We start from the raw sequence: 25,700 nt of genomic DNA on the forward strand, positions 1-25,700 counted from the left end.
TCCTATGTTATATTCATGTATTCGGTCCTATACCTCTTAAGCAGTACATATAAGATTATCAATGTTACTGAACCATCTATTCTTTGTGTTACATCAGATGATTTTATTGGATATATGAGTCCTTCTTTATCAACTTTAAGACAAGTATTCAAAAAGCACCATCTATCAACTGGATTATTGTTATATATTATTAAACCATCTTTGAAGTCAGCTTCTACTGATTTCATTGGGTTCGATAATGTGTATTTGTCCATTGGTACATTCTCAACATCTATACCTAACTTTTCATCCATTTCTTTACGCCAGTATTTAGCGTTCCATTTATCACAACCAGCTTTGAATATTCTTATTTTGTATTTCTTCCGTAGTTCTTCATGCCACTGAGTAATCTTGGAATAGTCTATGTCATTACCTTCACATTTGGTTACATATCCAGCTTCAACCCATTCTCTATACGGTGCTTCTTTAGAATTTAATTTTGATTCAGGAATGAAGTATTTTTGTATTATATATTTCTTATTGCTGTTTGGTTTCATTATAAGGACCTTGGAACTTGTTAAGTCTGTTGTTTCTGATAAGTCGGTACTACTGAAACCAAAGTAGCCTCTAAACTCTTCATAATCGAATGTTGCATCATTATTGATGTCCGATTCTTCAAGCCATCTGGTGGCACTGGTCTGTTTGACATTGAAATCTTTTGCAAGTACGAATACCCTATCTGATTTCTTAGCTTGTGCACTTCTTATTTGTGATACTAGATACGCTCTCTTCTTACATACACCAAGGTTAGGATTTGCTTTATACCAAGTAAGTTCATCCTGGAATATTTCTTCTTCTGAATCTTGGGTATATAACCAGACTAGAATATCTGGGTCTTCTCTTTCACCATTTAATACTTCTCTACCGTATCTTAGTTCTTCGTCAAGGTATCCGTCATTGATGAATCCCTCTGTTGTTATATTAATGAATAATGGCTCATCTTTTGTTGACTGGGATTGTTCTATTGATTTAGCTATAATATTATCCTTCATCTCATGACTTTCATCTAATATGGCAAAATCAATATTTCTTCCTTCTTTGTTTCTTGTCCTGTCAGATAGTTTTTTGATACTGGACCTGGTTATTAGATTAAATATACCTTTTTGGTTTTTATGGGTTCTCTTTTCTTTTGGATCAAACATTTCTCTCATAGTGTTTATTTCATCATAGATTATACTTGCCTGGTTATCATCATTTGATGAACATATGAGATCTGAACCACCATTGCCACACATGAATTCAGCCATGCTCAATGCTCCACATATGGCTGACTTTCCATTTTTTCGACCTATAAGAAGTATTACTTTCTTAAATCTACGTAGACCAGTTTCAGACCACCTGAATGAATATATGACTTCTATTAATGCCTTTTCCCATAGTTCCAACAAGAATGGTTTACCATAGAAAGGTGATTTTGTATGTTTACAGAATGTTTCTATAAACTCTATTCTTAACTCTGCTATAGAATTATCATAGTAGTAATCTGGGTTATCCAAGTCATTTATTAAGTTTTCAAGACAGGTCATTAACTCTTGACCTATAATTACTATTTCACCATTTTCAATAAGGCTTTTTATATCTACAGGTGCACAGTTTATTGAGTCAAGTCCTTTTATGGCTTTGTTGTAGTATTCAAGGAGATATGAATGTTCATTGTTGATGGTATTAAGAGTTAAATTTACATCAATCATCTAATCACTTCGCTTGCTTTTCTTTCATCCATGTTTCAAAAGCATCTTCTTCTTCAATGGCATTATGACTTAAGATACTGTTCAATGTCTTTATCACTGTTGAGTATGTATTTACATTCTTAAGATATTGTTTTGATACTTCTGTAGTCTTTTGTCTAGTCGGGTTTTCGGGATGTACTCTCACCATTCCTGTCTGTTCCATAATCTCAACTAAAGCTGTATTTTCAGCAAATAAAAAAGCAGCATCTTTAATAAGACCCTCTGCCAGCTGTTTTTTATCCTCTTCTACATTTTGAAATATATTGGATAATTTTTCGTATTCTTCTTTATATACTTGTGATTTTCCCATTTTACTAAAAACCTCCACCGATTTTCAAATTTTTAGGTTGCTGTGAAAAATGCCTTTGCCTCTACGGTCTTTTATAATTAAGGCTTTTATTGATGATGGGGGGGATTAATCTTCTTATCACTTGTATCTATTACCTTTTCAAGTTCATCAAGAACTAAACCTGTAACATGTTTGAATTGACTTATAGTAACTGGTTGCTCTTTAAAGTCTGGCTTATAACTTTTTAATGCTCTTCCTATAATGTCATCACGATTAACACAACTCGCCAAGTTAATATTTAATTCTTTTATTGCCTCTAGTGCTTTACTAGTATCTATATCTATTTTGTATTTAAATTCTTTATTGTCTTCTTTATCATCCTTATTCTGTGACAATGTTTCATATTCTTTTATAATTGAAGGTGATAACCTGACTCCCTTTGTCCTAGATATCTCTTTTAACATCTTACCGCAAACGGGACACTTTATATCACTTAGGATATATTTTGATTTAACTATAGTGTCACAACGTAAACATTGATATTTATTCATCTTTCAATCTCCTCTCTATTCTTTATAACTCTTGAACCATTTATCTATGTATGATGAATATTCTTTTATGCTTCTACCATCATTGCTGCTCTTTAACCTACTTAAGCATTCCTCTTTAGTTATATTCATCAGTATTAGTTCTGCCCCTAGTTCCTTAGCCAGTCTATCTCTCTTGTATTTATCTGCGTAACCACCTATTACCCAAGCATTATCCCATTTACCATATCTGGTTTTAATATTATCTATCAAAGTCTTTTGAATGCTTATAACATTAAATAATAACTTATCTGGTTTATTATATCTTGGTAGTAGTGTAACAGCTTCATATAGTCTATCTATGTTGATGACTATGTCATTATCTGTTTTATGTTCTAGTACATAAGTTGTTTTGCCTGAACAAGGTGGTCCATAGATTATATAGACGTTCTTTTCTTTCTTCTTATGTCCTCCTTGAAATCTATCATGTCTTTTGTTGTGACAGCCATTACATAGAACTTTGACCTTGTCTGGATTAAGAGATACCATTACATCATTGACATTATTAATCGTCAATAATTCCTCGTGGTGTACCTCTATTTGTTTATTCTCAGTAATTAACTTTCCACAATCTTCACATACTGGACCTCGTTGCAATATAATCATCTTTCTGAATTTCTTCCATTCCTTTGAATCATAAAAACTTTTTAGTGTACTCCACATGTTACCATTCCTTTAACTCTGATTCTTTTTTTCTTAATTCAAATGCCTCTTTATCAAGCTTCAACTTCTCTTTGCTGACTTCTTTCCTATGCTGTAACTCTGGATTAGCTATCTGTACTCTAAGTCTATCCACTCTTAAGCGTTGTTCTTCTGTAGTTGTCTCCCAGTTGGCATGAATCATATCATCATATTTCTTAATCATGTTAGATAGTATTGTCATTGCTCTACTTTGAGAGTTCAAAAAGTTAGCTTGTTTATCCCAAGCGAACTGAATCTCATACTCTTCACTATCCATCTTGTCACCAATAGTTGTTTTCTTTAACTCTTTTGTAATATCTTCTTTATCGTTAACAAACATTATTTTTTGTGACCTTATGATAGCTGCCCACAAAGTAATTATCTGTGCCCATAATATTTCCGTTGGATCAGCATTAGCATCTTCCAATTCTTTTACTATGCTCTTAGTCTTTGTTGGGTAATACTTAGAATACCATCCATCTGTTCTTGCGTTCTGATTACGTGTTGGTGCTCCTCCTGAATTGCCTACTGCATTTTGATTACCCATAGGTGCTCCACCTTTTGGATTATACTTTGCATTCCATTGGTCCACCTTTTTCCAATATGTAATGTTTCTAGGATTCTCATTCAGTTTACTGGCTATTTGTTTTGTTGTTATTTTCCCATGATAATCTTTATAAATTTCAAATGCTGCTAATCTATTAGGGTTCTTTTCTTTTGCCATCATATCCCCCCTTTAAGTTTTACTGTCATTTTTATACTGTACTCAAAACCTCAATAGTTCTTATATATATGATTAATAAAATATGATTAGTTGAGTTGTTTTAATTGGTTTTTAATTTTTTATTTACAGTGAGTAATTAATAGCCAAATAGAAATGATAAAAATTCAATTACAAATTTCATTTCAATGGACAATATAAAACCAATTTTATGGCATGACTATTACCAAATGCTATAAAAAAAATAGTGCACAAATCTCTCTTTTATGTAGTAATTGATAAATAAGCTTATAAATAGCTATTCAACCTTCATTATTACTGGCTTTACACCACTTTCACTAGCCAAATGCTAAATCCGCAAAAACATATATGATTACGGATTTTATTTTTCACTATATATAATAGGAAGTAACTTTTCATTTCACTCATAAATAAGTATGTTCATCCTATTTACGGATTTATATGTTTTTATAACCTACTACCAGCAATCTTGGCTGCACTTTCCTTAACTTTATCCTCTATTCCTAGATATTTTTTAGTTACCTCAACTGATTTATGTCCTAGTGCTATCCTTACATATTCAAGGTCATGGGTTGATTCATATAACCTATTTGCATATGTTTTCCTTAAGCTATGCCCTGTTATGCTTTCAAGATTGATCTCACTATCTAGTGAAACCTTTTTTAATATATCTGAATATGATTTCTCAGTGATATATTTACATCCTCTTCCCTTTTGACTTGGGAATGCATATTCTGATTTTTTCTTGTCTTTTATATAATCTTTAATGTAAGCCTCTAATAATGGTACAATATCATGTTTCCTTTTATCGGGTTGTTTCCTTGTTGACTTGGGATATTTCTTGGTATGTGTTACCCAAGCTTTATATTGTTTCTTTTCTTGAACTTCGAAGTACCCTTTTTCAATAGCTTCTTTCAGATCATATATTGTAAGACTAACAATATCCTGTAACCTATATCCAGTGGCAACATCTAATACGAATATCAATATATTTCTCTGTGCATACTTTCCACTAATCTCTTCTAGTCTATATTTAAACCGTTTATATATTACTTCTGGTATAGGTTTGGCAGGTCTTTTTTTTTATGTTCCATTATACATTTAGCACCTCCACTTATTTTATATCACTCTAATATCTTACATATAACAAGAGGCTACGCCTCATAAATGATTTCAAGGAAAATAGAAAGTAGAACTTTCTTATTTAATAAAAAAGCCCTGGCATTTTATTACCAAGACTTTTTTGAAAGGGGATCAATCCATGCTGTCCAATACATAAGATTTTGGAGGATTTTACAATATTATAGTATCACATATTACTAGCAATGAACTGCCATTTAGTTGACATTTAGTAGACATTTAATTGACAAGGGAATGACATAAAAGTGACATGCTAAATCTGGAATGCATCCAGTTTAATATCAAGTCCTAATTGTATATTGCCTGTTTTCTTATCCTCTATCTGAGCAAATAGTAATGATTGCATTTTATCAATGGCATGATCTCGTATCCTCATACATTGTCTTTCGCTCATATGTATATCTTGACTTATGGCTACCCAAGATTCATCCTCAATATAATATTTTTTAAGTATAGTACTAGAATCATTATCAAGTGTACTTAATGCTATATCAATGTTATTGATTGTGTTTTGTAGCTTCTGTACTCTTGTTTGTAATTCTTCCTTTTTTAGTACTCTAGCCTCAACGTCTGAATGAAATTTGTTAGTAGCCTTTGTTTTCTCTGAATCGTATGCAATACCTTTTATAGTATTATTCTGTTGTAACAACATGTTATATGCTCTTATCATTTTTTTGTAATAGTTATAATTATTTAGTGCTTCCTCAATTATTCCTATCTGATTTATTTTTGTTCCCATACTAACTCCCCTTACTTACATGAGATATTGCACAGTATTCTATAGCTCAAAATTCCAGATGCTTAGTTGTCCTTTCGCTGGTATTGGATCAATCAATTGAATATCATCCAGTATCCATCCATATCTACCTAATTCATAATTACCGAAGTGAAATTCATAGTTGCTTACTGTATATAGTTTATCTCCTTCTAGTAATGCACTGTATTCTTGACTGTCTACCACTTTGGCACAATCTATTAAGTTGGCTTTTGCAATAACAACTCCCGTTGGTAGATTGTCAATGTTATAGCCATGCATATTCAATACCTTCTTAGCGATCTCTTCATAACAGAAATCTTTATCAATCTTTTTACCTGCGTGAATATATATCTCACCACGATATTTAGTTTTCCATGAACGAGTTTCAATTTTCTTAGCTTTCATAGCTATTAATGTAGCCCAAGGCTGAATTATGGTTAAAGCTTTTGATTGCATTTTATTCCCCTACTTTCTATAACTTTGATTTTATCATATATAACACTAAACAGTTCTTTGTTACATATTGTTTTTATGATATAATATTATCTAGTTATTAATTAAAAGGATGGTGTATTTTATGAACAATAAATATTTTAATCTAGGTTTAATTTTTGTTGGTGTTTTTTTACAAAGTGTTTGTCTTATTTGTGCTACTTTTTCAGGACATTATTTTAATGATTTTATGAGATATCAATTACTTTTTCCTAATATTATTAGTTACATATTTATGTTTGCAGGTATTATTGGTATATTTCGTAATAAAATAAATGTTAGTAAAATAAAAGAAAATATATCAAAGCTAATTAACAAAAATAATACTGACAATACAGATAGTACTCATACCAAAATAATGTAAGGAGGTATTAGTGGATATGAATAAAATCGGCTTTCTATTATCCGGTTTATTAACTCTTATAGGTTTTATCACTTTAAACTTAACATCTTTTACAAATAAATTACTTCCTAAAATTGGCAGAATGATATTCGAACTTTCAAGTTCTGGTAGTTATACCCAAAGTGACTATAAAATATTTTTTGCATCAACCAATAGTCTAGCACTCTTTGAAATAATAATAGGTTTGGGATTATGTGTTTTCTTTTATATTAAGATTTCTAAAGCTGATTAAAATATTCAGCTTTTTTCTTAACTAAACCGAACTTTTCTCCGTAATTTGTTTTTCTATGTTCCTAACTAATTCCTCCAGTGTCCATCCATCTGCATATTCAAATTTCATATTCTCACCATACTCTTCAACGGCTACCCAAAATTTATATCCACTATCAAACACACTATCTCTAAAACTTCACAATTATATTTCTTTGCAATATCCTGGCTTCTGTAAATCATCTTACACCACCTTTACTAAACCAAGCTTTCGCCTGCTAATAAATTATTCACAATTTCGAGTCTTTTCTCCCACCTGTCTCTAGCTTCACACGCTGCTTCTAAACTTAATCTTGCATTTGATCGTCTTTTTTTTGTAGTTGTAAATGGGTCCATATCTCTTAATTTTATACTAGCTCTAGTTACTGCTTTTTGTTTTTTTAATATCTCTTTTTCAATATTGTTTTTTGTATATCGTAAAATAAAAATATACTCTGTTTTATTATCTGTTTTTACTGGTTGCCACATGCTCATATAAAACACCTCTTATCAAAATTAAACACAATTTTTCCTCTTATTCATTGGCACATGATAATTCTTCTTCGATTAAATCTGCCAATCCATCTAAGCACTCACAATCTTTAAATAATTTTAAATCATTTTTGATAAATTCAACTAAATCCATGCCATTAGCTCCAAGTATAGTAAATAACTCAATAAACCTATTATTATCTTTTAAGAATTTAGTTTTATGTAGTTCCATTTCTGCTACCTCAACAGCTCTACCTGTTGTACTTTCTCCAATGCTACATGACTTAATTAATTCACCATCTTTTGTAATTGTTAAATGATATATTTCATTTTCATACGTACTATGTTTTACAGTACATTGGTAACCGCCTTCAATTTTTATATTTATGTTCATATCTTACATCTTCCTTTCATCATCTTTAATTTAATTATTTGTCTTGGTTAACTCAAATAATGATATCTGACTAGACAATTCATAGTTATACCAAATGCATTCAGTTCTTTTTAATCCGTACTCTGCTGTTGCTGGTACCTTTTCTTTATGCCATCCTTTGAGATACTCATTATATAAATCACTATTGTATCCAGATATCATGGTCATACCTTTATGATTCAACACTGTTTCTAGTAATTCTATATGATCATTATCCGTCATTTCATATTTATATTGCTTACCAGTCCTAGTTCCTAATACATAAGGTGGATCTAAATAAATGAATACGTTTTTATAATTAAATCTCTTGATAAGTTCAACTGCAGGTCTATTATCTATCTGACAATTCTTAAGTCTATCCGCTATTTGTATTATCCATGATGGAAGGCGATACCAATTATATGCAGCATACATCTGTTCACGACCTTGTATATCATTCTTCCATCCAACCTTGTATCCGTTAGTTCTGAAACCATGTCCCTGCCAACATTGAACTAGAAATCTTCTAACCTTCTCTATTTCTGAACACTCTCCATCTTCATATGTTCTGTCATACTCTTCACGAGCAAATGGAGTAAGAGCTATAAGTCTGGCCAGTTCCTCAGGACTATCTCTAACTATCCTAAATAAAGCACATACAGTACCATCTATGTCATTAATAAGTTCTATGTTGCTACTAGCCTTCTTAAAAAATATTGCTCCACTTCCGAAGAACGGTTCTAAGTATGTATGATGCTTTGGAATCTTGTTTATGATCCAGTCAGCTAAATTCCATTTGCTACCTGGATACTTAAGTATCGCTCTCATGTCTCACCTGCTTTCTACATCAATACAAATTCAATCTTTAGTATTGTCCCATTAGTCTATTCCACGTTTTACCATCAGGCTCAATGCCATTAGCGCAAGAAACAAGAACCTTCAATAATTCTATTTCATCAACATTGATACCAATTAATTTAATTTGATATCCATTGTTAAGAGTGCCTAATTCGCTTAAATCAATATCTTCATTTGCATATGCTCCATCAAAATCAACAGTTATACCATATTCAGTATCACAATCTCCTAATTTCCAATTAAAGTTAGCTTGATGTGTAATTGCAAAATTGTTAGCATCTCTTACCATTTCTGCAAACTCTGAATACCAACTCTTATTAACTTGTATATCATTTGTATTTCCGCTATATATCTGTGTAGCATCTATAGCTACTTGACTATTTTTAGATATTGTAAAGCTATTATTCTGATTAGTATTTAAAACCCATTTTTCTTTATTCATACATACTTCATCCTTTCACAAAACTAATATTTTGTTCATATCATTGATTATGTATCCACCAATTCATGACTTCCTCAGCTGATTTCCAGTTGGTTTCAAGTCCTCTTTTCTCACGTTCTTTCAGCATATTATTAAACGCTTTAAGATACATCTTTTTGTAATGTGGCCATCTTTTAAATTCTTTCATCATTCCTTTTTCACCAGCCATAGGACAACCAATACAACCTAACCTCTCAAAACCTTGGTCATACAACTTGCAATAAGGAATGTCATATTTATGTATAAAGTTCCAGATATCATTGTTAGTCCAATCAATAATAGGATTAAGAATATGTTTTCCTTTAATTGCACAACTTTCTATCATTCTCCTTTTTCCTTCATTGTCATTCATTAAAAATAATTTCCTGTACTTTTTAGTTTGTTTAGATTGACTCCCATATCTATCAAATTCAATCATTTCTCTATTGTTTTTTCTTCGTATACTTTCAGCCCACCTTATACCAGTTATTACAAATCTATCTTTGCCACCACCTTCTTTAAGTACTGAACAACAATATCTTACAATTCTTGTTGGTGGCATTAATTTATATGGTATTAGTTCCCACATTGTCATAGAAGGTTTCTCTCTTTTTACATCTACATGATATTTTTTTATGAATCTTAGTAGCTCTGGTGGATCTACTGTTGTAATATTATAATGAGCATCATATTTAACTCCTGCCATGTCTGCTAATGCTTTGATAACTATACTATCTTTACCACCTGAAAAAGCTAAATAATAACCTTCCTTGGGTTCAAACATCTTATATCTTTTTATAGCTGTTTTAACTTTATAATCTAATTCATCTTGTAATTCTCCAGTATCAAAGTTTATAACTTGTTGACCTTCCAATTATTCACCTTCTATCACTACATATCTACAATCATGAAAATTTATTGTAAATCATTTAGTTTTTTAAGATTCTCCCTCTCAAAAACCTTATCCCCTGTCATCTTAGCAATACACTCTATTCCTAGTATTGCTATCTCTCTGATACTTTCAGACTTATTAATCTTTATCCTATATCGCTCACTAATTCTTATGTATTTGGCTTCCTCTGCTGATTCTTCTAAGTTCAAAAGTGTATGGCTGCTATATGGAAAATACTTACTTCCATCTTCACCATTCTTAATCTTTTCCAGTAACATCATAGTATTCTCATACATTTTCTACCCACCTTGTAATTCAATCTCTTTTAGCTGCCTTTGATATTCAGCTTGTGTTATTTTCCCAGCATCATATAGCATTCTTAGATCTAATTTTTGCTGATAGAGTTCGTATTGCTTTCCATCCGTTTGGTCATAGTTAATAAAACCACTTACAGGCTTCTCCTGTTTCGCCTTTGGTTTCACTCTATTAGCATATGTACCTTCCAGTATCTTGACAGGATTATCACTCTTAAGTAGCCAGTCGAAGTTACAAGCACACCATATCCCATCTCTACCGGTTAAGAAATCACTTGATTCTGTCATTTGAAATATTCTAGTGAAGCGTTCAATGTCTTTATCTATGACCTTTGATTCATAGACTTTCTTAATAGCCTTCTTACGCTTATCGGTTAGTTTTAATACTTTTGGTAAAGATACACATGTTTCATGGTATGTGTCTACAATTTCTTGATAGAGATTTTTTGTTTCTTTTGGTGCTTCTTCTGGCTCGTCTGATTTACTATATATATTATTACTTGTATTATTATATTTTGTATTACTCTCTTCACAGTTTTCCGAAGGGGGGTAATCGACATCTCGAAGGGGGTATTCGGTATCTCGATGGGGGTATTCGATATCTCGATAGGGTATCTTTACATCACGATTAAATCCCTTGTTAGTAACTTGGATAATCCTCTTAATGATCTGCTTTCCATCTTTTATGTATTTAATGTATATGTAATCCTTAGTTTCCAATGATTTTATTACTTCAGAACACCTGTTTTTTGATAGATTAAAAAACTTGGCGAAGTGTTCATTTTTCGCATAACACCCTCCATTGTTATCTAATGAATCAATTTCTACTAAAAATATTCTCTCCTGCATTGTCAGATCATCTGATAACCATATTTCTTTAGGTATCCATATACCTTTAAAATCTCTTTCCATGTTACAATCCCCCTCTAATCCTCTTCACTAAGGATTAAATCCTTTAATTCATTATCTATCTTAGGTTGTATTTCTTGTACTTGGTTAGTCTGTTTTATGCTATTATGTGATTTATCTGTATCAGCCTTATTAATTGCTGTAACATCTGTAGATTCATTAGAAACACTATTACTAGACTGTGATTTGCTCAAAATCAAGTTAATTTTATCCTCTATCCTCGTCAAATCTATGGATACATTTTTATTTTGTTCATAAAACCTAACTGCTTCACATACGTATTGTGAAGCATTAGATTTATTATTCAATAGTTCAAGTACCTCTTTGTTATCTTCATTGAATGTGAGTAATTTTTTTAGTTTGTTACTCATAATACTCCTGCTTTCACTAATCCCACCACTTGAAAGCCTTTCACGTTCGCCCATTGAGTATCTTGATTAGATATGTTGACATGAGGTAAGTTTTTTTTAACATGATCTAGTATGAATTTACTTGTTCCACCTATGAGCATAACTGTCATAGTGGATAGATTGATGTTCTTTTCTCGTATTGGTTTTAGGATATAGTTAGTTATGTAGTTGTCTATGGAGCTGCTTACTAGATTGGCACTTTCTTCTTGTAACTTACCATTAATGATGATACCACCATTTTTCAGAGCGTTTACCGCTGTCGCAAGATCATAATCCTCTCCATAATGGCTTGATAAATCCTCTCTTACTATAGTTTCTAAGACTAAGCCACCATTGTTATTAGAGAATAGACTGCTAGGTACTGGAACACGATTATCATATATACCAAAATTCATGTTACGACCTCCAATGTCAAGTATACCGACTCTCTGGTGTACAAAAGTATGAGGTTGCAAGTAAACTATTCCGCTGCCTTCACATTTTACTATGACTTTTTCAATGTTAATGTTATAAGTTACTTCATCAACACTGATAGTTATAGGGTTGCCATCACAGATATATTTTCTATAGGCTTCTTTTAATTTAGAATTCTTATATATTGCAGTTGGACAACCAATGGTTAATATTACAGTTGGGTTGGTATCTTCTTCTGTAATCTTTGCTATAGCTGTTAATGTTGCTAATTTATGTAAAAGAGAAGTCTTGGTTGTAGTAGTATCGTACAACTCACCTTGTTCTCCAATAATGTACTCATGTCCTTCATATCTCACCTTATATGAATCACCATATACCTCCATGTCTCCATTATCCATGTCATAATATCTTGTGTTAAAAAACACCTGCCTATCTTTTGTCTGAGTTACTTTTCTTCCTACACATTTGGTAGCATGTTTACCTGCATCTACTGAAATGATATATTTCATTAAATTAATCCTCCCTTGTTGGATATCCTATTGATATCCTTGTTAGTTACTGGGATATTATATTGATATCCTAGTTAACTGTAGGGATATCCTATTGATATCTGAAAGGGGTGAAGATATTATATTGATATCCCTTTTTGTGGTTTTTGGATATCATATTGATATCCGTTACTAATGGGATATCAATATGATATCTACTATTAAAAATCAAAGAATAATCTTCACATTACAATCTTCTAATGCTTCTGATAAGTATTGCTTAATTCCTTCCATAGCATTAACTCTCCATCCAGTTCCACCTGCTTCAAATAATGCAGCTTCTGGACCTCTCTGCATCCTTAATACAAATTTGCTGTAAGGCTGCTGCAACTCTGGAAATGTTCTATATGGTGCAAGTTCCACTGGATTAGGTAATTCTACATCAGCTACCCTTGCAATACCTGATCTTGCTGTAACAGTTTGAGTTATTCCATCATCACCAGTATTCTTAACCACTTCTTCCTGAATATTCCCTACTATCTTCAACATGGTTTTTAGGTCTACACTATGTTCAAAACAACTTTGAAGCATGATATTAAATCTCTCTGTGTCCATAAAATAATTGAAATCAATACGTGGTAATATTGCCTCAGCTTCTACTAGTTGTTCTCTATTTCTATCTTTATTGAGTTTTGAATATATCTTTACTATACTTGGTGACTTGATATGTATTGTCAGGTCCTTTCCAACTATATCTCCATCAATACCATTCTTCACATAATCTATAACACCAGTTAGTGTTGTTAGTTGAAAATATTCATCAACTATCGGATCATCTATCTTTTGACATTTGTTAGTGGCATACTTGAAACCGTCAATCTCCTTAATCTCTGTCTTTCCTAATCCTACTAAATACTCTAATGCTTGTTTTAACATACCTATTTCCTCCTAATTTTATTTTTTATATTTACCTTACTTTGTTGATATTGGTTACTTTCTCACTGTCTTTCTCTTCATCAAGATTAATCTTCATCTGTCCTGGTATACCTCCTGTAAATTCCTCTGCCACTAATCTACCATCTGAATCTCTACCTATGGCTATTTCAGTTTTAAGTTTGTCTGCTGGAACCAAAGTTGATTTAGTCTGAAATTCAATGTTAGCTGTTCTCCTGCTTGAACTAGGCTTCAATGAAAGAACTATCTGTATCTTTCTAGCTTTTTCTGCTGGTGTATTCGGGTCCGCTATGTTGTCTAATACTTTCTCAAATTCAGCATCGAACTGCTCTATCAATGCTCCTTGTGCCATCTTAGCAATGTTGAAACAATCAATTTCATTAATATTACTCATGTTACCCTTCCTCTCTTCATTTATTTTTAATGTTGTGCATTAACTATTAGATCTTCAACGTCCCTGCTTTCAACTGAACTCTTATCCTTTTAACGAAATCATCCCATATCTTCTTGTCATGTCTGTATTTCTTAATCTTCCTAATACTCCAATGGGTCATAACACCTGTAATGAATCCTATACCAATACCTAGAACCAAGTTATGCAAAACATTCAGCTCCTTTCTGTTCTAGTTCAACTATTTCAGTATTCATGTATAGATCATTGATATATTCTTTTATCTTGTTGAGCATAAAGCATCCACAATCATCAGAATTGAGCCTAACATGAAAATCTTTAGTCCATTTATTGTCTTTTCTCCAACCATTTACGTGAACTCTACAATCAAGTGTATTGACGTGTCCTGCATATTCAATAAATATTGTATGTTCACTCACGTTGTTTACTAATAAAGTAAGTCTCATAATCTCGTTTATTAAAACCATTTGATTCATTATTTTTTCATCCAAAATTAACACCTTCCTTATTTGATTAATTTGTGATATTATAAAAATACGATAATTTTTAATGGGCTCTTATATAAGGGCTCTCTTTTTTTGTCTATTGCCTCTTACATACCCTCTGTTTCTAAGTTTTCTGTTACACCTTTTTTCTATCTCTTTAACGTTCACACCAAATATATTCATGGTTACAAAATGCATCTTAAGAGCTGAATATAAATCTCCTACTTGTTCCTCTGCATCAATCAATTGTATGTATTCTTCTGAACTGAACTGTGAAACATTGGTCTTGTTTTTCGTTAACTTCTTAATTATCATTAGTGCTTTTATCATTTCACTAGCCTCTTCTATCAAGCTATCATTAACTACCATTGGATGTTTATCAACGTTGTCAAGTACTGGAACATTGAAGAACTCTGTACCTCTTTCAAAAGTGTATTCAGCTATTATTCTAGAATCACCCAATTCTTTGGCAAGAGAAACAATAATGTCATCTGGCATATTTCTTTCTTTTCTCTCATATGCTCCATAAGTGCTTGGTGCAACTCCAACCATTACAGCTATTTGATTCTGATTCAATCCCAACTGCTCTCTTGTAGATTTGATTGTGTCTACAACACACATTAAATAACAACTCCTTTCAACTTGGGGAATCTTCTTATAGTACCTGATTTCTTATGTACAACAACAAATGTCTCTTCACAATCTTTTACCACTAGCCAGTCACTATAATTAAGTTTCTTATCACTCATTAACTTCTTTTGCCTTCTTGTAGGTCTCTTTCCATGCTTCAAAAAAATCATCTCCATTTCTACTATCTTGAATAAAATTACTATCATGAAACTACATTCTGTAAAGGTTAACCTATTTATTTACTACAGCTGCCTTTGATATAATTAATACAAGTTAAATCACTTCTGGAAATGTGTACAACCATTCACTTCTTAAAATAAATTCATAACTTTGTACCATGTAAAGTACAATGATTATCTTCTTTGGCAGAACCTATTACCATGCTTCTTACTCTTGATATATTTTGGTTGCTTACTGGGATCTGCCATTATCTCTTTCACTTCTGATAAGATCCCTTCTACCTCTTCCTTAGTCCATTCATCCCGTCTTAATATGAACACTATGTAACCTACGATACTCCCTATATTCTTCAACCTGATTTGCTCCTTTCATTTTCTTCAATAACCTGCACTAGCTTTCTTCTCTGACTCAATAACCGCCTGTTGTTTTGACTGACCAGATAACCACCAGAATAATTAATCATGTCATCTATCCTTTTGATACGTTCCCGATTGTCCGCCCAAGCGAAGCAATTAGTTCCTATTCGTTCACTCATGGCTATACAACCATCTTTGGTATTATTGGCACAGTTAGCACAAGTTCTTTCTCGCTTAATCATTAACTCACCTTCATATCCAGTAATGTCTAATCAATCATCTTTAATCGCTATAACATTACATACGTTTTTCTTATAACACAACTTACCTATCAAGCATTCATTATTACAGAACCAACTAATAAGACTAGGGTCATTGTATAGTTCTGACATAAGAATAACTATCTCCTGATTAACTGGTAGTATACCTAGTTCATATCTAGCTAATGTTGATGGATGGATGTTTAGCTGTTCGGCTGTCAAATCTCGATTTTTAAAAGATTCATTGAATTTACTAGCTCTTATTCTGGCTTGATAATAGATGTTATCTTTAGCCTTGACTGCTTCTTTACTCATGAATCGTTACCTCCCTTTAACTAAGCTCCTTCAATAATCTTTTTCTTGATGATGTCTATTAGATCAGTCTCTTCACATACTTTGTCAAAAAGCTTATCTTTAATCTCTTGTAATTCTTCCTCACTGAATGACTCCCAAGGTCTTACACTACCATCTGGCATAACAAAAAACTTTTTGACAACTATATCAGTACTTTTACTCACTTTGGTTCCTCCTCCCAAAATCAAATTCATTGTTTTTGTTATAAATGATAAAAATTATGTTAAGAATCAATAATGTCCTACTGCTAAGCTGTTTTACGCAATAGATCTTCTACCTCAACACCTAATGCTTTTGATATTTTCTCTACATCTGGTAACGTGATGTAAGTACTACAGTTCTCAATCCGACTTATCTCAGCCTGTGACACTCCAACCAACCTTGCTAGCTGACTCTGGGTTACTAATTTTTCTTGTCGATAATCTCTTATTCTTTTTGCGACTATTTTGTTTAACATTTATTCACCTCCTGTATAATTATTATATTATACGCTAAACGTATATATGTCAACAAAAAAATACTTTTAATGTATTGGGATTATTCATAATTATTCTATAGAATATACATATAACGAATAAAGGAGTATATTATTATGAACATAGGTAATAGAATTAAGCAGCTACGCAAAACTAAAAACATGACTGGAAACCATCTAGCTGATCTTACAGGTATCTCACAATCAATTATTTCTAGATACGAAAGGAATGTAATTGAACCACCTATTTCATCTTTGAAAATTATTTGTGATGCATTTGGTATTTCTTTATCTCAATTTTTTATGACTGAAAGTAATCCAATAATGTTACAAGAGTTGGTCGATTGTGCGATACAGTTACCTGATGAAAAAGTTGAAGCATTGATACAAGTTGCTAAATATATGAAGAATTAATTGATAAACTATTTCTTATTACTCAAATCTATTAGCTTAATTTTATTAACTTAAGTTACATCATCAAGTAATTGAATAATTGATACCTCTAATACATCACACAACATTTTTAATTGTTTTAAATCTGGAGACGTTTTATTAGTTTCCCAATCACTTATCGTTGTTTGAGGTATCTTAGTCAATTTTGATAACATCGATTGTGATAATTCTTTAGTTTTTCTAAGTTTCCTTAATTTTTCATTAAAATGCAAACCACTATCTCCTTTCATCTCATTAACGTTATTTCGTTAATAAAATAATATCATTATATTTTGCGTTTGTCAACGTAATATCGTTAATTATTTTATTAATTTCTGTTATACTTTTAATAGTTACATTAAAATTAGGAGGTGTTAATTTTGAATATATCTGAATGGACAGCAAACAGATTAAAGGTACTATGTAAAGAAAAAAATATAACTATTAATAAATTAGCTACTTTATCTGGTATAACACAATCTACTTTAAACAGCATTATTAAAGGAGAAAGTAAAAATCCTCGCCTTTCTACTATAAAAAAAATATGTATAGGTCTTAATATAAGTATTAACGATTTTTTTGATGAAAGTTTTGATGAACTTGATATTGATTAATTTTAACTACATAATCAAAATCAATAATGTTTCAAGAGTTAGTCAATTGTGCGATACAGTTACCTGATGAAAAAATTGAAGCATTGATACAAGTTGCTAAGTATAGGAAATAGTTTTGTTAACTATCATTGAAATAATTTCCCGTTAGGATACTTATTCTCAAAAAAATTTTGCTATACTTAAATTTTTTGCATCTAATGTCCAAATTACAGTTACTTTCTCTTAAATATAGTTAATTAAAATATCTCAATAAGACACTTATTATTATAGTATCCAATTAAGATATTGTCAAGAATTTTATTATTTTTTGTATCCAGTAAAGACATTATGCTTGAAAGTCTCCATTTTGGACAGTATAATTATATTAGTTTCCTAGGAAAGGATGATTATATGTTAAGAAATAGGTTAAAAAAACTTCGCATTGATAATCATTTAACTCAAGAAGAGTTAGGGAAAAAAGTTAATTTAAAAAAATCTGCAATATCAAAATATGAAAAAGGAAGAGTAGAACCTAATATTGATGTTATAATTAAATTTGCTGAAATATTTAATGTCTCTATAGATTATTTAATTGGTAAAACTGATAATGCTAACAAGATTCAATTATCTGATTGTACTCAAAATCTTTCTTATGAAATTTGTAGTTTATTAATTAATAAAGGGGTTATATCAGAAGAAGAAGAATTAACTAAAGAAAAGATTGAATGGATAAAAAAAATATTAGGACATGCAATTGATTTAAGTAAAATGTAAAATACATTAAATATACTTTAAGCTCAAAACAATATATATTATCTGACATCTAAGCAGGGCTACATAGTAGTTCTGCTTTTTTAGAGTTATGATAACCTCTATTGATTTGGAAATTCATTAAATAAAACCAACCATTAAATGGCATAAACTATTGTTTAAAGATGATTCAAACCATTTTAATTATAAATAAACTTATAGATTAAATAAATTTCAAAATAATATACATAAGGTGAAAATATGGATAAAAATACTATTGGACTAATAAGCCTATTAATATCAACAATTGCTACAATATTTACTTTAATATCAAAAAAAGAGAAAAAACTATGCCTTACTAAAAGTAGATATTTTCTACCTGGCGATGGCAAAAATGGAAAATTTAAAATTATTTTTGCTATTATAAAGTACATATTATTATATTTATTTTTAGTAATTATATATATATTTATTTTTATTATTCTAGAATATTCAATAAATAATAGTAATCCCTTAAGAATTTATTTATTTTTCACCTACACTTATCTATTTTTATTATACATATTATGTACTCGTAAAATAAATGATGATGATCTAGATAAATATGATAAACAAAACAAAAACAACATTATAATTAGAAGATTATTTATTTTACTAACTTTTTTTGTGACAATGGTTAGTGGTTATGGTCTTATAAACTTAATAGATATTGATAGTATTAAAGATATTAATAAGTCAAAAGATATTTATAACATTATAGCTATTGATAATATTTATGATATTGTAACAGCTATAATTTTTATTTCTATTTCTTTAATTACTTATATATTCATAAGTATTATGTTGTCTAGTATTAATGTTAATTGTTCTTCTTTTTATAAATTCAAAATATATTTTAAAAACAATAAATCTGTTGAATGTGATGAGATAATTGATATTGGAAAGAGTTTATTACTAAAAAAATACTATAAAAATTCTACACCAAAAAGAGTTAATATCATTGAGATAAATAAGAGTAATGTATTTTATGTTAAAAGTTTAATTACATATAAACAGTACCCCTCACCACATAAAAAGGTAAAAAAAATAAGGAATATTTTTCTTAAATTTATTCCCTTTCGTAATAAGTAATTTTATCACATTATATAGGTAAATAAGACATGAATATTAGGAATCCTAGCACTCATGCCATCAAATTATCATAGAAAGCTAATTACAGAGATAAATTCACACTCTAACTAAAATAGAAACAATAAATTAATAATCAACCAATAGTACTTAAAAGGGATATATTGCATATATGTAATATATCCCTTTTTTATTATATATTATATGGATAATGGGAATATAATAACTTATAAATCAAGCTAACTCATATTTCTCATAGTTTCTACCATGCTAACATTAAGTAGTTATTTAATTTTTTATTTTTAAGAAATTCAACCTAATTCAAATCAAAGCTCATAAAATTCAATAGTGTCTATACTTTAATATTATGTAATTCAAATAATTTACTAATAAAATCAATTATTAGCTTTCGTGCATTATTTTGGCATAGTTCATATCCTCCAAATCTATACACATCATAACCTCTTAATTTTAATTCTCTATCAGCATAAACCATTTGAGAATATAGTCTTGGGCTAGAGTTTTCGCCAATTGAATAATGTTGTTTACCATCAATCTCTATTACTACCCTGTCCCTATTTGAAAAAAGAAAAAGAAAGTCCATTCGTTGACGTGGTATTCTTCTCTCTCCTAGCATCTTTATTGTATATGGATCATAATGTAAATACACTTGTGGAATCAATGCTAGCAATTTCTCACTAAACTTATGACGAAATTCTCTGAAGTAAGTATCAAAAAACAACTTTTCAGGTTCTGAATCTAATGATTTATAAAGTCTTTTGTAAAGTTCTCTTTCAAAATTTTTGTTATAACTAGATTTATTTTTACTCCACCAAGTAACCAAGTCTTTCCATAACAATCCTGTCTGCGGAATTGGTTCATCATATATCAAACAATATTCTTCGTTTTTAATTGTTAATAAGTCGTTATTTAATGAGTCTGAAATAATAATTTCAGGTTTAGGTCCATCAGCAGAAAAAATCAAATTTTTAATTGCTCCTTTGACACCTTTAACTAATTCAACTGCTCTATAAACAGGTATCCCTGATATATAATTCAAAATTTTAAGTTCAAATCCATCTATGTTTAAATGTTTATTTAGTAAGTCTACATATTCATATTGTTCCTTCTTATCTCTTACAAGTGGATGAACTAGTTGTTCTACAAAATCTAAAAATTGTTTGTCCGATACATAGAGTACCTTTAGATAAGAATTAAAAAGATAATTGTAGTCCCAATCATCATTATTTATCATATGTTGTCCAATATCACCAACAGCATTTATAAATCTATAATCCGTAGATGGCATCTTATCTAGTTGCCATATCCTATTCAAAAAATCAATAATACTAACTTTTCCTTCTACATTTCCTTTTATTATTACTTCATCTATTATATTCCTTCTTGTTAAGATAGATATTCTAAACATATTATTATTAACAAATTTTTCAGCAATTCTAGCAAAATCTACCGATTCATAATCTCTTAATAATTGTTCTGTTAGGGAAAAAATAAAATCTTGAGATTTAGAAGATAGTCTTTTAGAAACATATGTCCTTTTGCTTGAATAAGCTTCAGATTTCTCTCCAGGGTCAAGACCATATTTTAAACATATTGAAGGAACATCATATGCTTTCTCTTCATTAGCAATCAAATTAGCTATTGCAGTAATCAATTCACTTATTTTTGCCATATAACTCCTCTTTTCTGTTGAAAAAATTTTCAATTAACTCTCAAGAATGCCTACTTTTATAGATGTACATGCTATGGATAATCTGAAATTAGCGTTTTACAAAAGTAATTTTTTCATCTTTATATGTATCAGTTACATAATCTGTTTCATATCCTGCATCTATCCATGCTATTGCTTGTGAATGCGTATAATCATTAGCCCACCATACCTCAGCATGAACATAAGCTGACTTTGGTAATATGTTTCCTATAATTTGCTCAATATCATTAAATGACAGTGTAACAATAGGTGCTGTTGAACTTTGTAAATACCTTTTCAACCCAATATATTTATCACCTTTTGCCATTATAATACCTCCTTTTCGCTTTCCATAATTACTCTAATATTTTATTTTCAAAAGTGTTACTACAATTGAAATCTATACCCGTATTAATGAGCATCTGTGTAAATTTTAACCCTTCTGCTATGATGTTTAATTGATCTATGCTCTATTATTTAGTTTGAATTTTTTATGAATAATTGGCAGTTAAAATATTAAATTCATATTTCTAACTTATTATTCATCTTGAAATTTTTCATAACAAATTTCACACAGCTGTACTCCAGCTACCTCATGTATTTCATCACAATATTCACCACACTTTTCACATATATATAAATCATTCATTTCACCACAATTTAAGCAACGTCCTAATTCAGCATATTCTTCATCAATACATATATAACTTTCACCACAATTCCAACAACATATGGTTGAAACGGGGCTACTACCACCATTTTTAATTGAGGTATACATTTGGCTATCTACTTTTTCTCTTAAACTTTCTAAATTAGTATTTACAAAATCAATTAATTCTTCTATAGCTTGTTGCAATTGCACTTCTCCAAATTCATCTTCAGTTTCAGGCATATAGTAACCTTGTTCCTCATTATAGCTTACTTCACCATTTACATACGGCACATCTAAACTTTTACTAAATTCCTCATATGCAAATATTAATTCAAGGATGCTTTTTCCACCTTGAGAAATATCAATTACTATTTTACAACTTATAGTTATCTCATCTTCTGTAACCAAATGTTTTATATTAAATAGAGTTTGTGTATCTGGTTCATACACAACCACTGCAGTATCTTCTACCTCAATATCTAACCTAAATCTTAATTGTTCTTCTATGACTTGGTGAAATCTCATAACAGCATCTTCAAAAACCATATAAATTTCATCTTCGTTTTTAATTTCTACTCCACTCTCGTTTTCCATGATCTCTCTCATAAATTCATCTTCTTCTTGAGCATCATATTCTTTTTCAAGTCTATCTAACTCCAATTTCTCCAATGATTTTATATTACTATTAATACTTTTCAATGATTGTATCAAATCATTCTTAACATTAAATATAGAATCTTTTATTATATTATATGCTTGTCTATCAATTATTTTATTATGAGCAATGTGATTTCTATTATTACTAAATTTATGAAATTTATCAAAAAAATCATCGGGTAAAAACTTTGAAAAATATTTTTCCCATAAATCATCCGTATAATTAAGCTGTGACATCAGTATACGAGTTGCTTTATCTATGTATCTACCATCAACATTCTTATAACTTTGTCTTTTTTTAAATATCTGTATTAACTCTGTTAGTTCTTGATTATATTCGGGGTTCCACTCTGTTAATTTTAATTTTGTCAGCTTTGAGAGATCTGAAACATCAATCGACATTAATGTTTCATCAACATCATTTAAGGATTGCACTATTGATTTATAAGTTCCTACTTTAGAACGTTGATCATCTTTTAAATCCAATGGAACTATAGTATTCCACCAATCCGCACCAACCACCTTAATCATTACTTGATTTATTAATTCCCTATAAAGATTTTCCGTTTCATAGATTATAGGATATAGATTTGTTGCAAATACCTGAGATTGTTTATCTATTAGCCAAATACATTTTTCCCAAGCTTTACATTTCTTCTTTTTATCTGTATAAAAAACATTGTTTTTTAATACAATCTTGAATATTTCTAAAAATGTAAGTTTTTTATTAGCAAGTAATTTTATTAGTTCTTCCGTATTACTATAACTATTTATACTTATTTCAAGTTGTTTTACTTCATTAAATGTTTCAAAAGAAAAACCAACAAAGTATTTCTGATCATCTATACTGAATTCTGCATAGCACTCATTTCCATTTTCAATACTTACCTTTTCTGAAATATTTAATCTACCTATAAAGCAATTACTAGGTTTTATTTTCATTTCTAAAAAGGTTGCATTAATTTTTTTTTCCATATACTCAAGGTAATCATCAATAAGTATTTTGTTTTTTACTACACCAAATTTAACTATTTCATTCATAAAACTACTCTTCCTTTCCCGGCATACAGAGCTATTTCTTCTTATATTTAAATATTGCAATTAACTGTATATTATAGACACAATATATATTTGTACTTATTATATGTTATAATAGCAAATAAATAGTATTTTTACAACACAGAACATATAAGTATATATATAAACCTAACTTGTTCGTCATTTAATGATTATAATAAATATAATATCTTTCCTATCATGCTATGTAAACACCTCTTTTATAATGATACCCTATCATTACAGGAGGTGTTTCTATGTTCGCCATATATGCAAGAGTATCAACAGATGAACAGACTGAAAAAGGTACTATTAATAGTCAAATAGCTTTTGCTAAAAAATATTGTAATTTGTACAGATTAGAACCATATAAGATATATAGAGAAGATGGTATTAGTGGTACTATTCCTTTTCATAATAGACCAACTGGAAGTAGATTATTAGAAGATGCTAAGAAAGGGTTATTCTCTACTCTACTTGTTTATAGACTAGACCGTCTTGGTAGATCCATGTTGGTTACGTTAAATATAATAAAGGAACTGGAGAATCTAGGTATTCAAGTTAAGAGTATGACAGAGGAATTTGACACTACTACTGTATCAGGTAAATTCACTATCACCACTTTAGCTAGTATTGCAGATTATGAAAGAACTAATATATTATCACGTATGCACCAAGGAATAGATAGAGCTGCTAAAAAGGGTAAATGGGTTGGTGGAATTGTACCATATGGTTATATACTGAATAATGGTTATCCGGTTACTAATAATGTCATAATGAAATGTGGTTATAGTGAAGCTGATGTTATTAAATTGATATACTCTCTTATTGTAGATTATAGATATAGTTCAATAGATATTGCATTACGATTAAATGAATTGCATATTCCTGCTCATACCTTCAATTCAAAGACTAAAGGAAAGAGAAAGTCAAATGTTAGTCCTGTTTGGAGACCAGGACGAATAAGAGGTATAATATCCAATACGATTTATAAAGGTGTTCACTACTTCGGTAAGCATTCCAATAAATCAAGAGAGATTATTGAAAGAAAAGTTCCTGCTATAATTGATACTGCTACATGGGAAAAAGCTCAATTACAGCTTACCAAGAACGTTAATCATAAGTATAGTTATAATATAGATAAAGTGTTCTTGTTATCTGGTATAATCAAGTGTGGATTATGCGGACGTAATTATATTAAGAAGTCTTATAACCGTATTAAAAGTAATAAGAGTATTTATTCTAAGTATTATTATTATTGCAGTGGGAAAAATGGAGATTTAAAAGTATTGAGTAATAGATGTTATTCTAAGAATATAGATGCTTGTATAGCTGAACAATATGTTTTTGATGAATGTATATCGTTACTTATAAGAAATCGTGATGTATTTACTAATCTCAGTAATGATATGTACAATACTTCTATTACTTACACTGATCTGAAAAAAGATTATGATCTTACCCAAAAAGAGTTAAACAAAATTGAAGAAGAAAAAGAGTCTATACTGGATCTGTACCGAAAAAAAGTTATTAATATTAATGATGTAAGTAAACAGATCGGCAAGATAAATAAAGAGTACAATAGTACTAATCAGGAACTGATTACTAAGAAAAAGCATATACAAGAATTCAATAATCGGATGCAGATAATTAAAGATGCAATGGCTAATATAACTATTGATAAGAATGAATTACTTGATTTACCTGATAGTATCAAGAGGAATATTATACTCTCTTTGGTGAAAGAAGTTACAGTCAATACTATACTTGATGAAAATAATAATCCTATAGCTGAATTATCTATAAAGTTTTATTATGTTACTTAATTACTATTTTTATGTTTCCTATCCTGCTATT

40 protein-coding genes are annotated in these 25,700 nt (G+C 30.1%); 7 read left to right on the top strand and 33 right to left on the bottom strand.

Features of this window, described 5'->3' with window-relative positions; genetic code table 11:
* Positions 1-2 precede the first annotated feature (2 nt).
* From QMG30_RS07570 to QMG30_RS07605, 8 genes are all read right to left on the bottom strand, one after another.
* Positions 3-1,730, bottom strand: a complete 1,728-nt coding sequence (locus QMG30_RS07570) for a terminase large subunit (protein ID WP_281814086.1) — start codon at positions 1,728-1,730, stop codon at positions 3-5.
* Positions 1,731-1,734: 4 nt separating this feature from the next.
* Positions 1,735-2,079 (bottom strand): hypothetical protein, encoded by a 345-nt coding sequence (locus QMG30_RS07575; RefSeq protein WP_281814087.1) that lies wholly within the window; start codon positions 2,077-2,079, stop codon positions 1,735-1,737.
* Between the two features lie 86 nt (positions 2,080-2,165).
* Positions 2,166-2,609, bottom strand: a complete 444-nt coding sequence (locus QMG30_RS07580; protein ID WP_281814089.1) for an Rpo12/RPC10 RNA polymerase subunit family protein — start codon at positions 2,607-2,609, stop codon at positions 2,166-2,168.
* Between the two features lie 15 nt (positions 2,610-2,624).
* Entirely contained in the window at positions 2,625-3,308 is a 684-nt protein-coding gene (locus QMG30_RS07585) for an HNH endonuclease (protein WP_281814091.1), read from the bottom strand.
* A gap of 1 nt (position 3,309) precedes the next feature.
* Positions 3,310-4,050 (bottom strand): phage terminase small subunit, encoded by a 741-nt coding sequence (gene terS, locus QMG30_RS07590; protein WP_281814093.1) that lies wholly within the window; start codon positions 4,048-4,050, stop codon positions 3,310-3,312.
* Positions 4,051-4,515: 465 nt separating this feature from the next.
* Positions 4,516-5,055 (bottom strand): tyrosine-type recombinase/integrase, encoded by a 540-nt coding sequence (locus QMG30_RS07595; protein ID WP_281814095.1) that lies wholly within the window; start codon positions 5,053-5,055, stop codon positions 4,516-4,518.
* Positions 5,056-5,461: 406 nt separating this feature from the next.
* On the bottom strand, positions 5,462-5,947 hold the full coding sequence (locus QMG30_RS07600; RefSeq protein WP_281814097.1) for a DUF722 domain-containing protein: 486 nt from the start codon (positions 5,945-5,947) through the stop codon (positions 5,462-5,464).
* Positions 5,948-5,986: 39 nt separating this feature from the next.
* Positions 5,987-6,421, bottom strand: a complete 435-nt coding sequence (locus tag QMG30_RS07605; protein ID WP_281814099.1) for an ASCH domain-containing protein — start codon at positions 6,419-6,421, stop codon at positions 5,987-5,989.
* 121 nt (positions 6,422-6,542) lie between these two features.
* Here QMG30_RS07605 and QMG30_RS07610 point away from each other — a divergent pair, with 121 nt between their 5' ends.
* Positions 6,543-6,821 carry a hypothetical protein gene (locus QMG30_RS07610; protein WP_281814101.1) on the top strand — a complete coding sequence of 93 codons (279 nt, stop codon included), beginning with the start codon at positions 6,543-6,545 and terminating at the stop codon, positions 6,819-6,821.
* A gap of 16 nt (positions 6,822-6,837) precedes the next feature.
* Entirely contained in the window at positions 6,838-7,092 is a 255-nt protein-coding gene (locus tag QMG30_RS07615) for a hypothetical protein (protein WP_281814103.1), read from the top strand.
* Positions 7,093-7,113: 21 nt separating this feature from the next.
* Here the strand turns inward: QMG30_RS07615 and QMG30_RS07620 are convergent, their stop codons facing one another.
* From QMG30_RS07620 to QMG30_RS07720, 21 genes are all read right to left on the bottom strand, one after another.
* Positions 7,114-7,254 (bottom strand): adenine nucleotide alpha hydrolase family protein, encoded by a 141-nt coding sequence (locus QMG30_RS07620; RefSeq protein WP_281814105.1) that lies wholly within the window; start codon positions 7,252-7,254, stop codon positions 7,114-7,116.
* Between the two features lie 74 nt (positions 7,255-7,328).
* Positions 7,329-7,604 carry a hypothetical protein gene (locus tag QMG30_RS07625; RefSeq protein ID WP_281814107.1) on the bottom strand — a complete coding sequence of 92 codons (276 nt, stop codon included), beginning with the start codon at positions 7,602-7,604 and terminating at the stop codon, positions 7,329-7,331.
* A gap of 40 nt (positions 7,605-7,644) precedes the next feature.
* A complete protein-coding gene (locus tag QMG30_RS07630) occupies positions 7,645-7,995 on the bottom strand; it encodes a hypothetical protein (RefSeq protein ID WP_281814109.1) in 351 nt (116 codons plus the stop codon).
* A 30-nt stretch (positions 7,996-8,025) separates the two neighbouring features.
* Positions 8,026-8,841, bottom strand: coding sequence for a DNA adenine methylase (locus tag QMG30_RS07635; protein WP_281814111.1), 816 nt, complete (start codon positions 8,839-8,841; stop codon positions 8,026-8,028).
* A 37-nt stretch (positions 8,842-8,878) separates the two neighbouring features.
* Positions 8,879-9,313, bottom strand: coding sequence for a hypothetical protein (locus QMG30_RS07640; protein ID WP_281814113.1), 435 nt, complete (start codon positions 9,311-9,313; stop codon positions 8,879-8,881).
* A 40-nt stretch (positions 9,314-9,353) separates the two neighbouring features.
* Positions 9,354-10,205, bottom strand: a complete 852-nt coding sequence (locus QMG30_RS07645) for a phosphoadenosine phosphosulfate reductase family protein (RefSeq protein WP_281814115.1) — start codon at positions 10,203-10,205, stop codon at positions 9,354-9,356.
* A gap of 41 nt (positions 10,206-10,246) precedes the next feature.
* Positions 10,247-10,519, bottom strand: a complete 273-nt coding sequence (locus QMG30_RS07650; RefSeq protein ID WP_281814117.1) for a hypothetical protein — start codon at positions 10,517-10,519, stop codon at positions 10,247-10,249.
* A 3-nt stretch (positions 10,520-10,522) separates the two neighbouring features.
* A complete protein-coding gene (locus QMG30_RS07655; RefSeq protein WP_281814119.1) occupies positions 10,523-11,449 on the bottom strand; it encodes a helix-turn-helix domain-containing protein in 927 nt (308 codons plus the stop codon).
* A gap of 14 nt (positions 11,450-11,463) precedes the next feature.
* Positions 11,464-11,817, bottom strand: a complete 354-nt coding sequence (locus tag QMG30_RS07660; RefSeq protein WP_281814121.1) for a hypothetical protein — start codon at positions 11,815-11,817, stop codon at positions 11,464-11,466.
* Positions 11,814-12,779 carry a ParM/StbA family protein gene (locus tag QMG30_RS07665; RefSeq protein WP_281814123.1) on the bottom strand — a complete coding sequence of 322 codons (966 nt, stop codon included), beginning with the start codon at positions 12,777-12,779 and terminating at the stop codon, positions 11,814-11,816. The genes QMG30_RS07660 and QMG30_RS07665 overlap by 4 nt, the downstream gene beginning before the upstream one ends.
* Before the next feature lie 207 nt (positions 12,780-12,986).
* Positions 12,987-13,694, bottom strand: coding sequence for a hypothetical protein (locus tag QMG30_RS07670; protein ID WP_281814125.1), 708 nt, complete (start codon positions 13,692-13,694; stop codon positions 12,987-12,989).
* A gap of 31 nt (positions 13,695-13,725) precedes the next feature.
* Positions 13,726-14,106, bottom strand: coding sequence for a hypothetical protein (locus tag QMG30_RS07675; RefSeq protein ID WP_281814127.1), 381 nt, complete (start codon positions 14,104-14,106; stop codon positions 13,726-13,728).
* 46 nt (positions 14,107-14,152) lie between these two features.
* Positions 14,153-14,314 carry a hypothetical protein gene (locus QMG30_RS07680; RefSeq protein ID WP_281814129.1) on the bottom strand — a complete coding sequence of 54 codons (162 nt, stop codon included), beginning with the start codon at positions 14,312-14,314 and terminating at the stop codon, positions 14,153-14,155.
* Complete coding sequence (locus tag QMG30_RS07685) at positions 14,307-14,615, bottom strand: hypothetical protein (RefSeq protein WP_281814131.1); 309 nt, start codon at positions 14,613-14,615, stop codon at positions 14,307-14,309. The genes QMG30_RS07680 and QMG30_RS07685 overlap by 8 nt, the downstream gene beginning before the upstream one ends.
* A 66-nt stretch (positions 14,616-14,681) precedes the next feature.
* Entirely contained in the window at positions 14,682-15,230 is a 549-nt protein-coding gene (locus QMG30_RS07690; protein WP_281814132.1) for a helix-turn-helix domain-containing protein, read from the bottom strand.
* Positions 15,230-15,445, bottom strand: a complete 216-nt coding sequence (locus tag QMG30_RS07695; RefSeq protein ID WP_281814135.1) for a DUF6906 family protein — start codon at positions 15,443-15,445, stop codon at positions 15,230-15,232. Before QMG30_RS07695 ends, QMG30_RS07690 begins: the two co-directional genes overlap by 1 nt.
* Before the next feature lie 147 nt (positions 15,446-15,592).
* On the bottom strand, positions 15,593-15,772 hold the full coding sequence (locus QMG30_RS07700) for a hypothetical protein (RefSeq protein WP_281814138.1): 180 nt from the start codon (positions 15,770-15,772) through the stop codon (positions 15,593-15,595).
* On the bottom strand, positions 15,769-16,017 hold the full coding sequence (locus QMG30_RS07705; RefSeq protein ID WP_281814140.1) for a hypothetical protein: 249 nt from the start codon (positions 16,015-16,017) through the stop codon (positions 15,769-15,771). The genes QMG30_RS07700 and QMG30_RS07705 overlap by 4 nt, the downstream gene beginning before the upstream one ends.
* Positions 16,018-16,047: 30 nt before the next feature.
* Positions 16,048-16,350: a helix-turn-helix domain-containing protein gene (locus QMG30_RS07710; protein ID WP_281814143.1), complete on the bottom strand. Its 303-nt coding sequence runs from the start codon at positions 16,348-16,350 to the stop codon at positions 16,048-16,050.
* Between the two features lie 20 nt (positions 16,351-16,370).
* Positions 16,371-16,553, bottom strand: coding sequence for a hypothetical protein (locus QMG30_RS07715; protein WP_281814146.1), 183 nt, complete (start codon positions 16,551-16,553; stop codon positions 16,371-16,373).
* Between the two features lie 83 nt (positions 16,554-16,636).
* Positions 16,637-16,846 carry a helix-turn-helix domain-containing protein gene (locus QMG30_RS07720; RefSeq protein ID WP_281814149.1) on the bottom strand — a complete coding sequence of 70 codons (210 nt, stop codon included), beginning with the start codon at positions 16,844-16,846 and terminating at the stop codon, positions 16,637-16,639.
* Between the two features lie 135 nt (positions 16,847-16,981).
* Here QMG30_RS07720 and QMG30_RS07725 point away from each other — a divergent pair, with 135 nt between their 5' ends.
* On the top strand, positions 16,982-17,278 hold the full coding sequence (locus QMG30_RS07725; RefSeq protein WP_281814151.1) for a helix-turn-helix domain-containing protein: 297 nt from the start codon (positions 16,982-16,984) through the stop codon (positions 17,276-17,278).
* 50 nt (positions 17,279-17,328) lie between these two features.
* Here the strand turns inward: QMG30_RS07725 and QMG30_RS07730 are convergent, their stop codons facing one another.
* Complete coding sequence (locus QMG30_RS07730) at positions 17,329-17,529, bottom strand: helix-turn-helix domain-containing protein (protein ID WP_281814153.1); 201 nt, start codon at positions 17,527-17,529, stop codon at positions 17,329-17,331.
* A 138-nt stretch (positions 17,530-17,667) separates the two neighbouring features.
* Here QMG30_RS07730 and QMG30_RS07735 point away from each other — a divergent pair, with 138 nt between their 5' ends.
* The 3 genes from QMG30_RS07735 to QMG30_RS07745 all read left to right on the top strand — a co-directional run bounded on the left by QMG30_RS07735 (position 17,668) and on the right by QMG30_RS07745 (position 19,770).
* Positions 17,668-17,910 carry a helix-turn-helix domain-containing protein gene (locus tag QMG30_RS07735; RefSeq protein WP_281814155.1) on the top strand — a complete coding sequence of 81 codons (243 nt, stop codon included), beginning with the start codon at positions 17,668-17,670 and terminating at the stop codon, positions 17,908-17,910.
* 390 nt (positions 17,911-18,300) lie between these two features.
* Complete coding sequence (locus tag QMG30_RS07740) at positions 18,301-18,663, top strand: helix-turn-helix domain-containing protein (protein WP_281814158.1); 363 nt, start codon at positions 18,301-18,303, stop codon at positions 18,661-18,663.
* A 237-nt stretch (positions 18,664-18,900) separates the two neighbouring features.
* Positions 18,901-19,770, top strand: a complete 870-nt coding sequence (locus QMG30_RS07745) for a hypothetical protein (protein ID WP_281814159.1) — start codon at positions 18,901-18,903, stop codon at positions 19,768-19,770.
* Positions 19,771-20,119: 349 nt separating this feature from the next.
* Here QMG30_RS07745 and QMG30_RS07750 read toward each other — a convergent pair whose 3' ends face one another.
* The 3 genes from QMG30_RS07750 to QMG30_RS07760 all read right to left on the bottom strand — a co-directional run bounded on the left by QMG30_RS07750 (position 20,120) and on the right by QMG30_RS07760 (position 23,828).
* On the bottom strand, positions 20,120-21,460 hold the full coding sequence (locus QMG30_RS07750) for an AbiJ-related protein (protein WP_281814162.1): 1,341 nt from the start codon (positions 21,458-21,460) through the stop codon (positions 20,120-20,122).
* A gap of 88 nt (positions 21,461-21,548) precedes the next feature.
* A complete protein-coding gene (locus QMG30_RS07755; protein ID WP_281814165.1) occupies positions 21,549-21,806 on the bottom strand; it encodes a DUF7662 domain-containing protein in 258 nt (85 codons plus the stop codon).
* 210 nt (positions 21,807-22,016) lie between these two features.
* Positions 22,017-23,828: a hypothetical protein gene (locus QMG30_RS07760; protein ID WP_281814168.1), complete on the bottom strand. Its 1,812-nt coding sequence runs from the start codon at positions 23,826-23,828 to the stop codon at positions 22,017-22,019.
* 272 nt (positions 23,829-24,100) lie between these two features.
* Here QMG30_RS07760 and QMG30_RS07765 point away from each other — a divergent pair, with 272 nt between their 5' ends.
* On the top strand, positions 24,101-25,669 hold the full coding sequence (locus tag QMG30_RS07765) for a recombinase family protein (RefSeq protein ID WP_281814170.1): 1,569 nt from the start codon (positions 24,101-24,103) through the stop codon (positions 25,667-25,669).
* Positions 25,670-25,700: the final 31 nt, after the last annotated feature.

The organism is Vallitalea longa, assembly GCF_027923465.1.
Lineage (GTDB): Bacteria > Bacillota > Clostridia > Lachnospirales > Vallitaleaceae > Vallitalea > Vallitalea longa.

Coding starts and splice junctions, on each gene's coding strand:
- QMG30_RS07570 (WP_281814086.1), bottom strand. CDS start 1,730: ATGATTGATGTAAATTTAACTCTTAATACCATCAACAATGAACATTCA.
- QMG30_RS07575 (WP_281814087.1), bottom strand. CDS start 2,079: ATGGGAAAATCACAAGTATATAAAGAAGAATACGAAAAATTATCCAAT.
- QMG30_RS07580 (WP_281814089.1), bottom strand. CDS start 2,609: ATGAATAAATATCAATGTTTACGTTGTGACACTATAGTTAAATCAAAA.
- QMG30_RS07585 (WP_281814091.1), bottom strand. CDS start 3,308: ATGTGGAGTACACTAAAAAGTTTTTATGATTCAAAGGAATGGAAGAAA.
- terS (WP_281814093.1), bottom strand. CDS start 4,050: ATGGCAAAAGAAAAGAACCCTAATAGATTAGCAGCATTTGAAATTTAT.
- QMG30_RS07600 (WP_281814097.1), bottom strand. CDS start 5,947: ATGGGAACAAAAATAAATCAGATAGGAATAATTGAGGAAGCACTAAAT.
- QMG30_RS07605 (WP_281814099.1), bottom strand. CDS start 6,421: ATGCAATCAAAAGCTTTAACCATAATTCAGCCTTGGGCTACATTAATA.
- QMG30_RS07610 (WP_281814101.1), top strand. CDS start 6,543: ATGAACAATAAATATTTTAATCTAGGTTTAATTTTTGTTGGTGTTTTT.
- QMG30_RS07615 (WP_281814103.1), top strand. CDS start 6,838: ATGAATAAAATCGGCTTTCTATTATCCGGTTTATTAACTCTTATAGGT.
- QMG30_RS07625 (WP_281814107.1), bottom strand. CDS start 7,604: ATGAGCATGTGGCAACCAGTAAAAACAGATAATAAAACAGAGTATATT.
- QMG30_RS07630 (WP_281814109.1), bottom strand. CDS start 7,995: ATGAACATAAATATAAAAATTGAAGGCGGTTACCAATGTACTGTAAAA.
- QMG30_RS07635 (WP_281814111.1), bottom strand. CDS start 8,841: ATGAGAGCGATACTTAAGTATCCAGGTAGCAAATGGAATTTAGCTGAC.
- QMG30_RS07640 (WP_281814113.1), bottom strand. CDS start 9,313: ATGAATAAAGAAAAATGGGTTTTAAATACTAATCAGAATAATAGCTTT.
- QMG30_RS07650 (WP_281814117.1), bottom strand. CDS start 10,519: ATGTATGAGAATACTATGATGTTACTGGAAAAGATTAAGAATGGTGAA.
- QMG30_RS07655 (WP_281814119.1), bottom strand. CDS start 11,449: ATGGAAAGAGATTTTAAAGGTATATGGATACCTAAAGAAATATGGTTA.
- QMG30_RS07660 (WP_281814121.1), bottom strand. CDS start 11,817: ATGAGTAACAAACTAAAAAAATTACTCACATTCAATGAAGATAACAAA.
- QMG30_RS07665 (WP_281814123.1), bottom strand. CDS start 12,779: ATGAAATATATCATTTCAGTAGATGCAGGTAAACATGCTACCAAATGT.
- QMG30_RS07670 (WP_281814125.1), bottom strand. CDS start 13,694: ATGTTAAAACAAGCATTAGAGTATTTAGTAGGATTAGGAAAGACAGAG.
- QMG30_RS07675 (WP_281814127.1), bottom strand. CDS start 14,106: ATGAGTAATATTAATGAAATTGATTGTTTCAACATTGCTAAGATGGCA.
- QMG30_RS07690 (WP_281814132.1), bottom strand. CDS start 15,230: ATGTGTGTTGTAGACACAATCAAATCTACAAGAGAGCAGTTGGGATTG.
- QMG30_RS07695 (WP_281814135.1), bottom strand. CDS start 15,445: ATGATAGTAATTTTATTCAAGATAGTAGAAATGGAGATGATTTTTTTG.
- QMG30_RS07705 (WP_281814140.1), bottom strand. CDS start 16,017: ATGATTAAGCGAGAAAGAACTTGTGCTAACTGTGCCAATAATACCAAA.
- QMG30_RS07710 (WP_281814143.1), bottom strand. CDS start 16,350: ATGAGTAAAGAAGCAGTCAAGGCTAAAGATAACATCTATTATCAAGCC.
- QMG30_RS07720 (WP_281814149.1), bottom strand. CDS start 16,846: ATGTTAAACAAAATAGTCGCAAAAAGAATAAGAGATTATCGACAAGAA.
- QMG30_RS07725 (WP_281814151.1), top strand. CDS start 16,982: ATGAACATAGGTAATAGAATTAAGCAGCTACGCAAAACTAAAAACATG.
- QMG30_RS07740 (WP_281814158.1), top strand. CDS start 18,301: ATGTTAAGAAATAGGTTAAAAAAACTTCGCATTGATAATCATTTAACT.
- QMG30_RS07745 (WP_281814159.1), top strand. CDS start 18,901: ATGGATAAAAATACTATTGGACTAATAAGCCTATTAATATCAACAATT.
- QMG30_RS07750 (WP_281814162.1), bottom strand. CDS start 21,460: ATGGCAAAAATAAGTGAATTGATTACTGCAATAGCTAATTTGATTGCT.
- QMG30_RS07755 (WP_281814165.1), bottom strand. CDS start 21,806: ATGGCAAAAGGTGATAAATATATTGGGTTGAAAAGGTATTTACAAAGT.
- QMG30_RS07760 (WP_281814168.1), bottom strand. CDS start 23,828: ATGAATGAAATAGTTAAATTTGGTGTAGTAAAAAACAAAATACTTATT.
- QMG30_RS07765 (WP_281814170.1), top strand. CDS start 24,101: ATGTTCGCCATATATGCAAGAGTATCAACAGATGAACAGACTGAAAAA.